Annotated in this window: 15 protein-coding genes; 8 read left to right on the top strand and 7 right to left on the bottom strand. The window is 73.3% G+C overall.

What is annotated here, in order from left to right:
• Positions 1 to 136: 136 nt before the first annotated feature.
• Complete coding sequence (locus tag AB0I89_RS14855; RefSeq protein WP_357125902.1) at positions 137 to 577, bottom strand: ATP-binding protein; 441 nt, start codon at positions 575 to 577, stop codon at positions 137 to 139.
• Positions 578 to 697: 120 nt separating this feature from the next.
• Between AB0I89_RS14855 and AB0I89_RS14850 the strand changes: the two genes are divergently transcribed.
• Together AB0I89_RS14850 and AB0I89_RS14845 are read left to right on the top strand one after the other, a co-directional pair.
• On the top strand, positions 698 to 1,822 hold the full coding sequence (locus AB0I89_RS14850; RefSeq protein WP_357125899.1) for a DUF5931 domain-containing protein: 1,125 nt from the start codon (positions 698 to 700) through the stop codon (positions 1,820 to 1,822).
• A 14-nt stretch (positions 1,823 to 1,836) separates the two neighbouring features.
• Complete coding sequence (locus AB0I89_RS14845; protein WP_357126556.1) at positions 1,837 to 2,484, top strand: response regulator transcription factor; 648 nt, start codon at positions 1,837 to 1,839, stop codon at positions 2,482 to 2,484.
• Between the two features lie 7 nt (positions 2,485 to 2,491).
• On the opposite strand, the gene AB0I89_RS14840 is transcribed toward AB0I89_RS14845, so the two are convergent.
• Complete coding sequence (locus tag AB0I89_RS14840) at positions 2,492 to 3,064, bottom strand: DUF5709 domain-containing protein (RefSeq protein ID WP_357125896.1); 573 nt, start codon at positions 3,062 to 3,064, stop codon at positions 2,492 to 2,494.
• Positions 3,065 to 3,115: 51 nt separating this feature from the next.
• The gene (locus tag AB0I89_RS14835; RefSeq protein WP_357125892.1) at positions 3,116 to 4,114 is read right to left on the bottom strand and encodes an SDR family oxidoreductase; all 999 of its coding nucleotides are present in this window, start codon (positions 4,112 to 4,114) and stop codon (positions 3,116 to 3,118) included.
• A 203-nt stretch (positions 4,115 to 4,317) separates the two neighbouring features.
• Here AB0I89_RS14835 and AB0I89_RS14830 point away from each other — a divergent pair, with 203 nt between their 5' ends.
• Entirely contained in the window at positions 4,318 to 5,517 is a 1,200-nt protein-coding gene (locus AB0I89_RS14830) for a glycosyltransferase (RefSeq protein ID WP_357125889.1), read from the top strand.
• 76 nt (positions 5,518 to 5,593) lie between these two features.
• Here AB0I89_RS14830 and AB0I89_RS14825 read toward each other — a convergent pair whose 3' ends face one another.
• From AB0I89_RS14825 to aroA, 4 genes are all read right to left on the bottom strand, one after another.
• On the bottom strand, positions 5,594 to 6,448 hold the full coding sequence (locus AB0I89_RS14825) for a hypothetical protein (protein WP_357126553.1): 855 nt from the start codon (positions 6,446 to 6,448) through the stop codon (positions 5,594 to 5,596).
• A gap of 59 nt (positions 6,449 to 6,507) precedes the next feature.
• On the bottom strand, positions 6,508 to 7,326 hold the full coding sequence (hisN, locus tag AB0I89_RS14820) for a histidinol-phosphatase (protein ID WP_357125886.1): 819 nt from the start codon (positions 7,324 to 7,326) through the stop codon (positions 6,508 to 6,510).
• Between the two features lie 28 nt (positions 7,327 to 7,354).
• On the bottom strand, positions 7,355 to 8,263 hold the full coding sequence (rsgA, locus tag AB0I89_RS14815) for a ribosome small subunit-dependent GTPase A (protein WP_357126550.1): 909 nt from the start codon (positions 8,261 to 8,263) through the stop codon (positions 7,355 to 7,357).
• A 251-nt stretch (positions 8,264 to 8,514) separates the two neighbouring features.
• Positions 8,515 to 9,813: a 3-phosphoshikimate 1-carboxyvinyltransferase gene (aroA, locus tag AB0I89_RS14810; RefSeq protein ID WP_357125881.1), complete on the bottom strand. Its 1,299-nt coding sequence runs from the start codon at positions 9,811 to 9,813 to the stop codon at positions 8,515 to 8,517.
• A 102-nt stretch (positions 9,814 to 9,915) separates the two neighbouring features.
• Between aroA and AB0I89_RS14805 the strand changes: the two genes are divergently transcribed.
• From AB0I89_RS14805 to rsrA, 5 genes are all read left to right on the top strand, one after another.
• Positions 9,916 to 10,626: an SOS response-associated peptidase gene (locus AB0I89_RS14805; protein WP_357125878.1), complete on the top strand. Its 711-nt coding sequence runs from the start codon at positions 9,916 to 9,918 to the stop codon at positions 10,624 to 10,626.
• A gap of 195 nt (positions 10,627 to 10,821) precedes the next feature.
• On the top strand, positions 10,822 to 11,214 hold the full coding sequence (locus AB0I89_RS14800; RefSeq protein ID WP_355050539.1) for a WhiB family transcriptional regulator: 393 nt from the start codon (positions 10,822 to 10,824) through the stop codon (positions 11,212 to 11,214).
• Positions 11,215 to 11,289: 75 nt separating this feature from the next.
• Entirely contained in the window at positions 11,290 to 11,952 is a 663-nt protein-coding gene (locus tag AB0I89_RS14795; RefSeq protein WP_357125873.1) for an alpha/beta family hydrolase, read from the top strand.
• A gap of 216 nt (positions 11,953 to 12,168) precedes the next feature.
• On the top strand, positions 12,169 to 12,996 hold the full coding sequence (locus AB0I89_RS14790) for a sigma-70 family RNA polymerase sigma factor (RefSeq protein ID WP_355050537.1): 828 nt from the start codon (positions 12,169 to 12,171) through the stop codon (positions 12,994 to 12,996).
• 1 nt (position 12,997) lies between these two features.
• Positions 12,998 to 13,285, top strand: coding sequence for a mycothiol system anti-sigma-R factor (gene rsrA / locus AB0I89_RS14785; protein ID WP_355050536.1), 288 nt, complete (start codon positions 12,998 to 13,000; stop codon positions 13,283 to 13,285).
• The last annotated feature ends 100 nt before the right edge of the window (positions 13,286 to 13,385 follow it).

The following is a 13,385-nucleotide window of genomic DNA, read 5'->3' as shown; positions in this document are numbered from 1 at the left end:
CTGCCCAAATGTCGCCTTGGGACCGCTTCGTCGCCACCGAAAGTGCAAGATCGGCGCGGCGGGGCGGGGCGCGGCGGGGCGCGGCGGGGGCGGGGTGGGGTGGGGTGGGGTGGGGGCGGGGTGGGGTGGGGTGGGGTTAGGGGGTGGGGAGGGTGGTGGTGATTCGGACGGTGGTGCCGGCGGAGCTGGTGGCGATCTCCATCGCGTCGGTCAGCTCGCGGGCCAGCCAGAGGCCCCATCCGCCGGCGGTCTCCGCGGCGGGACGACTCCGGTCGCCGAGGCGCTGCGGGGTGATGCCGTGCCCGTGGTCCGCCACCTCGCAGAGCAGCTCGCCGGGCTCCTGCCAGAGCCGGAGCCACCCGCGCCCGCCGCCGTGCCGCACCGCGTTGGTGATCAGTTCGTTGACGGCGAGCACGAAGTCGTCAAGCCGTTGGCCGTCGAGGCCGCAGGCGTGCGCGCAGGAGGTGACCGAGTGTCGAATCTCGGTCACCTGGGCCTGGTCGAAGGCCTCGGCGATCAGGAGGGCGGGTTCGATGGGCACAACCGTACGCGGTGCGTGCGGATCTGCATTCGTCATGGCCCTGTCCCGGCGGCGGATCTCGGAATATTTCGCGGCTTTTCAACCGTACGTCAGGGTTTCCTGGACCGCACCACGTGGCCCCCGCGTCACCGACCCGGCTGTGGCATCCTGACCGCCATGCCGTCGCCGCCGGGTGGTTTCGAGGTGCCGCTCTGGCGGGCGCTCACCGTCTTCCGGCTGGCCTCCCTCGGGTACGTCGGCGTGCTCGCCGTACGCGACGCCGACCGGTACGCCCACCCGATCATCGTCGGCGCCCTGGTGCTGGTGATGGTCATCTGGACCGGGCTGGCCGCCGTCGCGTACGCCCGACCGGCCTGGCGTCGCTGGCCACTGCTGCTGGTCGACCTCGGCGTGGTGATCGCCATCGTGCTGTCCAGCCCGTGGGTGGTGGGGCGGCAGGCGCTCGGGCACGGCGTACCCACTCTCGGGGTGGCCTGGATGGCCGGCCCGGTGCTGGCCTGGGCCGTCTCCGGCGGCCGGCGGCGCGGCACGGTGGCCGCGCTGCTGGTGGCCGGCGCGGACCTGGCCACCCGGGAGCGGATCGGCCAGTCCTCCTTCACCGGGGTGATCCTGCTGCTGCTCGCCGGGGTGGTGGTCGGGCACGTCGCCCGGCTCGCCGTGCGCGCCGAGGAACGCCTGCAGCACGCGGTGGAGCTGGAGGCGGCCACCCGGGAGCGGGAGCGGTTGGCCCGCGGCATCCACGACTCGGTCCTGCAGGTGCTGGCGTTGGTGCAGCGGCGCGGCGCGCACCTGCCCGGTGAGGCCGGGGAGTTGGCCCGGCTCGCCGGTGAGCAGGAGGCCGCGCTGCGCGCTCTGATCGCCGGCACCACGCCCGCCGGAATCACCGGGACGGACGCGGTGGACCTGCGGGACCTGCTCGGCCGGTACGCCTCGACGGCGGTGTCGCTCTCGGCGCCCGCCACCCCGGTGACCCTGCCCCGGCAGGTGGCCGGCGAGTTGGCGGCCGCCACCGGCGCGGCCCTGGACAATGTCGGCCGCCACGCCGGGGGACGGGCCTGGGTGCTGGTCGAGGACGAGGGGGAGACCGTGACCGTGTCGATCCGTGACGAGGGGCCGGGCATCGAAGAGGGCCGACTGGCCGAGGCCGCCGCGCAGGGGCGGCTCGGTGTCACCCAGTCGATCCGCGGCCGGGTGACCGACCTGGGCGGGACGGTCCGGATCATGTCGAGCCCCGACGCCGGCACCGAGATCGAGCTGACCGTGCCGAGGACGCGGCCGTGAACGCCGTGCGGGTGATGGTGGTCGACGACCATCCGATGTGGCGTGAGGGCGTGGCCCGGGACCTGGCGGAGGCCGGCTTCCTGGTGGTGGCGACCAGCGGCGAGGGGCGGCAGGCCATCCGGATCGGCGCCGCCGCCCGACCCGACGTGGTCGTGCTCGACCTGCAACTACCGGACATCTCCGGGGTCGAGGTCGTCGTCGGGCTGCGCGCCGCCCTGCCCGCCGTGCGGGTGCTCATGCTCAGTGCCAGTGGCGAGGAGCAGAGCGTGCTCGACGCGGTCAAGGCGGGCGCCACCGGCTACCTGGTGAAGTCGACGGCGCCCGGCGAGTTCCTCGACGCGGTACGTCGCACCGCCAACGGCGACCCGGTCTTCACGCCCGGCCTGGCCGGGCTGGTGCTGGGGGAGTACCGCCGGTTGGCCGCCGGGCCGGAGGCCGGCACGGCCGACGACGGTGAGCCGGGGACGCCCCGGCTCACCGCCCGGGAGACGGAGGTGCTGCGTCTGGTGGCGAAGGGGATGTCGTACAAGCAGATCGCCGAGCGGCTCGGCCTTTCCCACCGTACGGTGCAGAACCACGTGCAGAACACGCTGGGCAAGCTGCACCTGCACAACCGCGTCGAGTTGACCCGCTACGCCATCGAGCGTGGGCTGGACGACTGACCGGACCTCAGACCGAGCGCGGCGGTTCGGTCTCGTGGATGGCCAGCTCCTCGGCGGTCGCCCCGCCACCGGCCGCGCCCGCGTCGTACGCGACCGAATCGGTCTCCTGGTCGGTGTGCGCCCCCTCGTCCGGTTCCACCAGCCGGCCCACGGTGGCGTCGGCGACCGTGCCGAGCTGACCGTGGTCGTAGAGGGAGACCGGCGAGTTGGGGTCCGAGGTGGGCCCCGGGTCCATCACGTCGGCGTCGAGCTGGGCCTCCGCCGCAGCGGCCTCGTTCTCCGCCTCGAAGGCGATCTTCGGGTCGACCGGGCCGGCGAGCGGGTCGTCCACCGGGCGCTCGTAGACCTCCCGGTCGAGCTTGTAGTCCAACGACTCCCCGTCCAGCTGCTCCTCGGCGGTCGTCCCGAAGCGGTCCACCGCCACCGGCGTACGGTCGCCGGGGATCTGGGCCGGCTCCGGACCGTCCGCCTCACGCCCGGTCAGGACGTCGTCGTAGGCGGTCGAGTCGTCGTCGGCGGTGTCGGGCAGACCCTCCGCCTCGGTGTCGGACACGGGGGTCGGGAACTCGTTGTCGCGCATGTCTGATCACTACCCGCTGCCCTCCCGCCGTAACCGGGGCAGGGCCCGTCATCAGCGGATCGACCGGGAGCGGCGGTTGATCGCCGCCATCGTGCCGACGGCGGTGCCCGCCGCGGCGAGACCGAACGCCGCCGTCATCCGCACCAACTGACGCCGTCGGCCGTGCCAACCGCCGTCGCGGCTGGCCTGCCCGTCGGCGTGGAACACGTTGCCAGTGCTGTCCAGCCGGACGCCCGGACCGAACTGGGTGCGGTGGGCGTACCAGCCGAGGGTCCGCTCGACCAACGCCGGCGCCAGCCGCCACTGGAGGCCGAGCAGCCGGGCGGCCCCACCGGCGTACGCCTCCCGGCGTGGCCGGCGCAGCAACCGCACGATCGTCTGGGCGACCACCTCCGGCGGGTAGATCGGCGGGGGTGGCACCAGCTCCCGACCGCTGTGGTTGGCCGCGTGCCGGAAGAACGGGGTGTCGATGGTTGCCGGCAACACGGTGCAGACGGATATCTGCCCCCGACCGGTGACCCGCAGTTCCTGCCGGACGGTGTCGGCCAGGCCGCGGATGCCGTGTTTGGCGGCGTTGTACGCCGACTGGTACGGCATCGCCACCTCGGCCAGCACCGAGGCGTTGTTGACCAGCACGCCCCCGCCGGCCGCTTCCAGGTGCGGCAGCGCGGCCTTGATGCCGTGCACCGTGCCCAGCAGGTTGACCTCCAGCACCCGCCGGAACTCGGCGACCGGGATCTCGTCGAACAGACCCACCGCGCTCACCGCGGCGTTGTTCACCCACGCGTCGACGCGGCCGAATTCGACCACCGCCCGCTCGGCCAGGCGCTGCACGGAGTCGAGGTCGGTCACGTCGGTGGGTACGGCCAGCGCGCGGCCCCCCAGTTGCCGGCAGCGCTGCGCGACCTGCTGTAGCGCCTGCTCGCTGCGGGCGGCGAGGACCACGGCGGCACCACGCCGCGCCAACGCGTACGCGGTGGCCGTGCCGATCCCGCTGGACGCGCCGGTGATCACCACGGTCGAATCGTCGAGGCTCCGGGTCAGCGGCATCTCCCAGCGGTACCCCGGGTCGGGGCCGGTCATACCACCGGCCGGTGAGGTTCCGATTCGGGGCCGCTGTGATTGCCGTGGCGCAAGTGTCGGTGGCACTCGCGGTGACTGTTCCCGATCTGCCAGGTTTCGACTCGGCGCGCGCAGGTTAATGGGACGCTCTGACCGGGACCGCCGAGGAAAAGATCGCAGGGAGGTGACCCATGCGCGTCGGCCTCGTCTGCGCGCACAGCAGTTCGTACCGGCACGCCGACGGCCCGCCGGTCGGCACTCGACAACACATCGCGCGGGTCGCCGCCGAGTTGGCGGGCAGAGGCCATGATGTCCGGATCTACGAGCGCCGGGACGACCCGGAACTGCCGGCGACGCTGGACGTCGACGGCTACCGGGTGCACCGGGTGCCAGTCGGTCCGCCGACCGCCCTGCCCACCGCCGGACTCGTCCCGCACGTCACCGAGTTCGGGCGCTGGCTGACCGACGAGTGGGGCGGCGCCTGGCGTCCCGAGGTGGTGCACGGGCACTACTGGATCGGTGGGCTGGCTGCCGCGCACGCCGTCCGGGAGACCGACATCCCGGTCGTACAGACCTTCCACTCGCTCGGTGTGGAGCAGCTGCGCCACCTCGGCGGCGGGTACGACGGCCCGGGGGAGCGCATCCCGCTGGAACGGGCGCTGACCCGGGCGGTGGACATCGCCGTGGCCCAGTCCAACGACGAGGTCGACGAGTTGACCCGGATGGGCCTGCAACGGACATCCGTGGCGATGGTGCCGGCCGGGGTGGACACCGCGCAGTTCCACCCGGACGGCGAGGCGGCTCCGCGCGAACAGCGGTCCCGGATCCTCTCCGTCGGCGGGCTGTCCCCGGGGCACGGCCAGGACGACCTGATCCGGGCGATGCGGCTGGTCGGCGACGCCGAGTTGGTGATCGCCGGTGGCCCACCGGCCGACCAACTGTCCCACCACACCGAGGCACGCCGCCTGCGCGAACTGGCCGAACGCGCCGGGGTCGCCGAGCAGGTACGCCTCGTCGGAGCCGTACCGCACGACCAGATGGCGACCTGGTACCGCTCGGCCGACGTGGTGGCCTGCACTCCGCACTACTCCTCGGCCGGCCGCGTCTCCCTGGAGGCGATGGCGTGCGGGGTACCGGTTGTCGGCTACGCGATGGGCGGCCTGGCGGACGCCGTCGTCGACGAGGTCACCGGCCGCCTCGTGCCACCCGGTGACGTCCGGACGCTGGGGCTGTCCCTGCGCCGGCTGCTCGCCGACAACGCCGGCCGGTTCGCCTACGGTCACGCCGCCGTGGACCGGGTCCGTAGCAGCTACACCTGGGAACGGACCGCGGCCGCGCTGGAACGTCTCTACGAGCGGGTGGCGAGTCGCCGCAAGCCCGTCGAGGCCTGAAGGACGGCAGAGCCCACGCCGCGTCCGCGTGACGCGGCGTGGGCTCTCGTCTCAGGCGGCGGCGTGGGCTTTCGCGTCAGGCGGCTCGGCCGGCGCCGACCATGTCCCGGTTACTGCGGCGGGCCGCCGCGCGGTGCTGCTGCGGCTGGGCGTACCGGGTCAGGCCGATCACGGCGGCCAGGGTGACCAGGAAACCGGCGGCGGCCAGCCACTCGCGCCCCGGCCAGATCTTGTCGTTGAGCAGCAGCAGGCCGACGATCGCCGCGGGCACCGCTCCGGCGGCGTCCATGGCGGCGACCGCGGCGGTCGTCGAACCGCGCTGCATGGCCAGGCCGAGCAGCAGTTGGCCGACGATCGAGTGGCCGATCAGCAGATAGAACAGCGGGTCGGCGAGGAACGCCTCGGCCGACGGCGCGGAGGCCAGCGGCCGGGCCGCGACGGCGGCCGAGGAGAACGCCAGACCGGCCAGCGAGCCCAGCGCCACCGAACCGGGGGCGCCGTGCAGCCGGACGGCGAAGAAGCCGAGCACCGCGATGACCCCGAGCGCCACCAGCAGGGCTATCGAGCCGGCGGTGCCGAGCTGCTTCGACGGCGCCGGCCGCGCGGCCAGCACCAGCGCGGTGATCCCGGCGAAGAGCAGGGCCAGCAGGGCCACCTCCGCCATCGGCATCCGCCACTTCAACACCAGCACACCGATGATCGCGGTCACCCCGAGCCCGGCCGCCACGCTCGCCTGCACCAGGAACAGGGGCAGATCGCGCCGGGCCAGGAAGGCGAGCACGAAACCGCCGATCTGGCAGGTCAGCCCGATCAGGTACGTCCGGTGCCCGGCCAGTCTCAGCAGCAGACCCGGATCGAAGGTGTGGTGCACGGTGGTGCGCGCCGCGGCCACCGACTGGAGCAGGTTGGCGAAGCCGTACGCGACGATCATCGCCGCGAGGAAGCACCAGCCGGAGGAGACCACCTGGCGAGGATAGAGGTTGTCGGCAGTCAGCGCTCGGCTGGTCGATCCAGACGGGCGAGGATGTCGGCGTGCAGCACACCGTTGGTGGCCACCACGCTGCTCTCGGTGCCGGGCTCACCCGTCGGCGCGGGTCGACCGGTCAGATCGGTGATCGTGCCGCCCGCCTCGGTGACGATCGGCACCAGCGCCGCCACGTCCCACAGGGACAGTTCCGGTTCGACCATCACCTCCAACGCGCCCTCGGCTAACAGCATGTAGCCGTAGAAGTCGCCGTACGCCCGGCTGCGCCAGCCGGCCCGCAGCAGGTCGAGCAGCGCGTCGAGCCGCCCGGCGTCCTCCCAGCCGGTCAGCGACGAGTAGCAGACGCTCGCGTCGCCGACGTCGCGTACCGCGGAGACGCCGATCCGCTCGCCCGCGTCGGGACCGGGACCGGCGTACGCGCCCGCGCCCGCGCTCGCCCACCAGCGCCGTCCCAGCGCGGGGGCGGAGACCACGCCGACCGCCGGCCGGTCACCGTCGTACAGCGCGATGAGGCTGGCCCACACCGGCACCCCCCGGACGAAGTTCTTGGTGCCGTCGATCGGGTCGACGATCCACCGGCGGCCACCCGGCTCGGTGGCCGGCCGCGCGCCGTACTCCTCACCGAGCAGCCCGTCGGCGGGCCGGTGCTCGGTCAGCAGCGCCCGGATCTCCCGCTCCACGGCGGTGTCCGCGTCGGAGACCGGTGTCAGGTCCGGCTTCGTGTCCACCCGCAGGTCGAGCGCCCGGAACCGGGCCGTGGCGATGGCGTCGGCGCGGTCCGCGAGCAGATGGGCGAGGGCGAGGTCGTCGGCGTACCCGGTCATGCCGGCAACCTAGCCGACGTCCACCGGGTCACTCGTCGGGCCCGCGCCGGTCGCCCTCGCCGGGCCCGCGCTGGTCGCCCTCACCGCGCGCGTCGCCGTCGCCGGCCCGGGAGGCCAGCAACCGGCGGTACGACGCCAGCCGGCGCGGGTCCGCCTTCCCGGCGGCCACCCAGGCGTCCAGCCCGCAGTCGGCCTCGTCGGCCGTGTGCGGGCAGTTCGGCGGGCAGTCGACGGTGCCCTCCACCAGGTCGGGGAACCCGTGCAGCAGGCTGTCGGCGGAGACGTGCGCCAGCCCGAAACTACGGATGCCCGGGGTGTCGATGATCCAGCCGGGGTCGGTGTCGACACCGGGGACCGGTGGCAGCCGCAGCGCCACCGCGCTGGTGGAGGTGTGCCGGCCGCGACCGATGGCGCTGACCACCCCGACCGCGCGCGCGGCGTCCGGGACGAGGCGGTTCACCAACGTCGACTTGCCCACCCCGGAGTGCCCGACCAGCACCGACACCCGGCCGCTGAGCAGCGCGCGCAGCGCGCCCAGGTCGGCGTCGGGACGGTTGAGCACGTACGGCAGCTCCAGCTCCGTGTAGTAGCCCAGCACCTCCTCCGGGCCGGCCAGGTCGGCCTTGGTGAGGCAGAGCAGCGGCTCGACGTCCGCGTCGTACGCGGCCACCAGGCAGCGGTCGATGAACCCGGTGCGCGGCGGCGGGTCGGCCAACGCGCTGACGATCACCAACTGGTCGGCGTTTGCCACGACGACACGTTCCAACCGGCCCTCGGCGGTGGTCTCGTCGTCGTCGGCCGTGCGGCGCAGCACCGAGCGGCGCTCGGCGATCCGGACGATGCGGGCGAGAGCGCCCTGCGCGCCGGAGGTGTCGCCGACGAGGCTGACCCGGTCACCCACGACCACCGACTTGCGGCCCAGCTCCCGGGCCCGCATCGCGGTCACCGTCGGCAGCTCGGCGCCGACCGCTCCCCGTTCGGCGCCGGACAGCACACACTGGTAGCGCCCCCGGTCGACGGCGATGACGAAGCCGTCCACCGCGTCGGAGTGCTGAGGTCGGGTGCGCGTACGCGGACGCGACGACTTCCCGGGCCGCACCCGTACGTCGTCCTCGTCGTACTCCCGCCGCTTGGTCGCCAGGACCCGTCCTCTTTTCCGCGTCAGCTCTCAGTGCGCGTCCGGGACGCTCACTTGCCGGTCACCATCGCTGACCATAGCGCCGGGAACTCGGGCATGGTCTTGGAGGTACAGCCGACGTCGTCCACCTCGATGCCCGGCACGGCGAGCCCGGCCACCGCCGCGGCGTGCGCCATGCGGTGGTCGTGGTAGGTGCGGAAGATCCCGCCGCGCAGCGGCCGGGGCCGGATCGCGAGGCCGTCCGGCGTCTCGGTGACGTCGGCCCCGAGCGCGGTGAACTCCTGCGCGAGGGCGGCGAGCCGGTCGGTCTCGTGGCCGCGGATGTGCTCGACGCCGGTGAAGACCGAGGGTGAGTCGGCGAGCATGGCCAGCGCGGTCAGCACCGGGGTCAGCTCGCTGACCTCGGAGAGGTCGGCGGTCAGGCCGTGCACCACCCCGGTGCCCCGGACGGTCAGCCCGTCGGTGGAGAGGGTGACCTCGCCGCCCATCCGCTGCAGCAGGGAGCGGAGTTGCTCGACCGGCTGCGCGCTGCGGTGCGGCCAGCCCTGAAGCGTCACCTCACCGCCGGTGACCAGGGCGGCGGCGAAGAACGGCATCGCGCCGGAGAGGTCCGGCTCGATGTCCCAGCCGCGCCCGGTGAGGGGGCCGGGCTCGACGGTCCACACGTCGGGGGTGCTGTCGTCGACGGCGGCGCCAGCGGCCCGCAGCATCTGCACGGTCATCCGCAGGTGCGGCGCGGAGGGCACCGGCGGGCCGACATGGCGTACCACCACGCCCCGGTCGAAGCGCGGGGCGGCCAGCAACAACGCGGAGACGAACTGGCTGGACACGGAGGCGTCGATCGTCACCTCGCCGCCGGTGACCCCGCCGGTGCCGAGCACGGTCAGCGGCAGGCTGCCGGTGCCGGCGACGTCGATCCGGACGCCCAGCGAGCGCAGCGCGTCGACCAGCCGGCCGAGCGGCCGGGTGCGGACGTACGGGTCACCGTCGAAGGTGACCTGCCCGTCGGTCAGGCCGGCCACCGGCGGCAGGAACCGCATCACGGTGCCGGCCAGCCCCACGTCCACGTGGGCGGGGCCGACCAGCGGGTGCGGCCGGACCAGCCAGCGCTCGTCGTCACTGATCGAGACGTGCGCGCCCATCGCGCGCAGACCGGCGGACATCAGCTCGGTGTCGCGGGCGCGCAGCGGCTCGGCCAGGGTCGACGGCCCGGCGGCCAGGGCGCTGAGCACCAGGGCACGTGCGGTCATCGACTTGGAGCCGGGTAGGCGCAGCGTCGCCGCCACCGGGTCGGACGCAGTCGGTGCGGCCCACGGCTGTGGCGGCCGGGTCGCGGTTAGATTCCCCACGGTCACATTCTGCCCTGTCTGCGGGTGGGTGACGTCGGCCGGCTTGCGTACTCCCGGTTGGCGGGACAGCAGGCGGGGCCCTCGGCGGGTTAGCGTGAGCGCATGTGCGGCAGGTACGCGACGACCCGGGGCGCCGGTGAGCTGAGCGCCCTGTTCGAGTCGTCCGACGACACCGACGGGGTGCTCCGGCCGGATCACAACGTCGCGCCCACCGATCGCGTCCCGCTGGTCCGGCTCAGCCCCGAGGGGCACCGCAGCCTCTGCGTCGCCCGCTGGGGTCTGCTGCCGCACTGGTCGCGGTCCGCCGCCGGCGCCGCCCGCATGATCAACGCACGGGCCGAGACGGTGGCGACCAGCCGGGCGTACGCCGGGGCGTTCGCCCGCCGCCGGTGCCTTGTCCCGGCGGACGGCTGGTACGAGTGGGTCCGCCGGCCCGATGGCGGCCGGCAGGCGTACTTCATGACCCCGGCCGACGGCTCGGTGCTCGCCCTGGCCGGGATCTGGTCGTTCTGGGAGTCCGGGGCGGACAGCCGGCTCACCTTCAGCGTGCTGACCACCGCGGCGCTCGGCGATCTGGCCGAGGTGCACGACCGGATGCCGGTACTGCTGGCCCCCGAGCGGTGGTCGTCGTGGCTGACGCCGTGCGACGAGCCGGAGCGTCTGCTCGCCCCCGCGTCGTCCGACCTTCTCGCCGGGTTGGAGATCCGCCCGGTCGGGCCGGCGGTGGGCGACGTGCGCAACGACGGCCCGGAGTTGACCGCTCGCGTGTCCGTTCCGTCAATGTCGTCCCCACCGGAGTTGACCCTGTTCTGAGAATGAGAGGCATCGTCGAGCGCCGATTTGCCAGGTTCTGATCGATTCGTCGCCTGGCCGTTCAGCCATGTTCTTGAAAGCCCCTTGTCCCGGTGTCCGAAAGTGCGATACAACACAGCGCCGGTAGTGGCTGTCGGTTCGCACGGGGCGGACGACTTCACCGATCCTGCCGGTCCCACGGGGGAGGTGGGTGAAATGACACGGGCGCGTATGCCCCGCCCGCACGAGGTGGCTGCGGCACGCAGAGATCCGCGGCTGCTGCGGGCTCTGCGAGAACGTCGACAGGACGAAGCGTGGCGCACCAGAGGGACGTGCCAGAGCGTCGATCCGGAGACGTTCTTTCCGGCACCTAACGAACCGGCGGACGCCGCTGTCGCACTCTGCCGCAGTTGCGACGTGCAGGGCTCCTGCCTGGCATGGGCGTTGGAGGTCGGCGACTGTCACGGCGTCTGGGGGGCGACCACCCCCCGCGAGCGGCGGGCGATGCTCGTCGCGTGGCGCGGCGAGGTCGAACCCGACCCGGACGCGGTCGACGACGCCGGCCCTCCGGTCCGCGACCGCCTGCTCACGCTGGTGCCGCTGAGCTGACCATCGCGCGCCGCTGAGCCGACCAGCGCGGCGAACCGATCCCGGTGACGGGCCCGGTCGGCGCAGAATGGGCCGGTGCTGCCCAGCGAAGAGATCGACACCCCGCGCGGTCCGGCGCGGATCGACACCGACCCACCGGTCGGTCCGACCATTGCGTCGGGCCGGGCGGCCGGCGTCGCGACGGCTCGCGCGCCGGTCGCCCTGTTGGTGCTCGGGCACGGGGCGGGCGGCAGCGTGGACGCCCCCGACCTGCTCGCGGTTCGGGACGCGGCGGTCACGGCCGGCCTGACGGTGGTCCGGGTGACGCAGCCCTACCGTGTCGCCGGCCGTCGCGCGCCGGCCCCCGCCGGGCACCTCGACGAGGCGTGGACGGCGGTGCTGGCCGTGCTGCGCGAGCGGCACACCGACGTACCCACGCTCCTGGTCGGTGGTCGTTCCAGTGGCGCGCGGGTCGCCTGCCGAACGGCCGGCGCGGTCGGCGCGGCCGGCGTCCTCGCGCTGGCCTTTCCACTGCACCCGCCCGGCAAGCCGGAGCGGTCCCGGGCCGCCGAACTCGCCACCGGTCTGCCGACGCTCGTCGTCAACGGCGACCGGGATCCGTTCGGCGTGCCCGGGTCCGGGCCGGGCGTGCGGGTCGTGACCCGGCCGGGGGAAACGCACGACCTGCGACGTGACCCCGCCGGCACGGGCGCGGTCGTCCGGGACTGGCTGCGCTCCCACGGCTGGACAGCCGACTGACCTCAGGGACCGTTTCCGGTGCTGGGCGCGGGTCGTTGCATCCGATGGTGCCGCCCGTCCGAACCGGACAGGTGTCACCAGTCCTCCCAGGCCCTTCCTGGTCCCAGCGCCGGCGTCTCCGGGGCCGGGACCAGGAACGGGAGAGCCGGACGGAATGCCCCAGTGGTCATCTCGCGTTACTAACCCCGGACGACTTTTCTGCGAGGGGGGTGACCGGTGCCGACCGAGACACGAAGCCTGGAACGGGACGAGCGGGACGCCCGGCAGCTACGGCGGCTGCTGGATGGTCCGGACTGGCCCGTGACAGCGGGACCGGGCGGGGTGGGTGCGGTGAGCACGAGCACACCGGCCGGAAGTGAATCTGTGGGCAGGTCCGTGCGCGTATCCTCGGCGGGAAAGCATCCGACGCGAGGGGATGTGCGGTTGACCACCGAGAAGACGGACGAGCGCAGGGCCCGGTTCGAACGGGACGCGATGCCATTCGTCGATCAGCTCTACGCTGCTGGGCTGCGCATGACGCGTAACCCGGCGGATGCCGAGGACCTGGTCCAGGAGACGTACCTGAAGGCGTACGCCGCCTTCCACCAGTTCGAGCAGGGCACGAACCTGAAGGCCTGGCTCTACCGGATCCTGACCAACACCTACATCAACTCCTACCGCAAGCGGCAGCGCCAGCCGATCCAGGCGCCGACCGAGGAGATCACCGACTGGCAGCTCGCCGAGGCCGAGTCGCACACCTCCAGCGGTCTGCGTTCGGCCGAGACCGAGGCTCTGGACCGGCTGCCGGACAGCGACGTGAAGGAAGCCCTCCAGCAGTTGCCGGAGGAGTTCCGCCTGGCTGTCTACCTGACCGACGTCGAGGGCTTCTCCTACAAGGAGGTCGCCGACATCATGGGCACGCCGATCGGCACCGTGATGTCGCGTCTGCACCGCGGCCGTCGTAATCTGCGCAAGCTGCTCGAGCAGTACGCCGCGGAGCGGGGCTTCAGCCCGGCCCGGTCCGCGAAGGGCTCGACCGCTGCCGCTGCCAGCCGGGAGGTGTGACGTGAGCTGTGGAGAGCCGCACGAGACGGACTGCCGCGAGGTGCTCGCGGAGGTCTACCTCTACCTGGATCTCGAGTGCGCCGACGAGCGGCGCGCGCTGATCCGGCACCACCTCGACGAGTGCGGGCCGTGCCTGCGCGAGTACGGGCTCGAGCAGGAGGTGCGGGCGCTGGTCGCGCGTTGCTGCGGCAACGAGACCGCGCCGGACCAGCTGCGTGAGCGGCTGCGGGTGAAGCTCACCGAGCTGGTGGTCTTCGAGACGAGCGATTCCCGCGAGCTGGCCGACTGAGCGTCGGCGTACCAGAGCACACACACGCCGGTGGCCCGGGTCGATACCGACCCGGGCCACCGGTGTACCCGGCCTCGGCCGGGGTGAGCTGACCGTCGAC

Source organism: Micromonospora sp. NPDC049801, from assembly GCF_040656575.1.
In the GTDB taxonomy this organism is placed as follows: Bacteria; Actinomycetota; Actinomycetes; order Mycobacteriales; family Micromonosporaceae; genus Micromonospora.
Note: the sequence above shows the minus strand (reverse complement) of the source record. Positions and strands in the feature narration are given on the sequence as shown.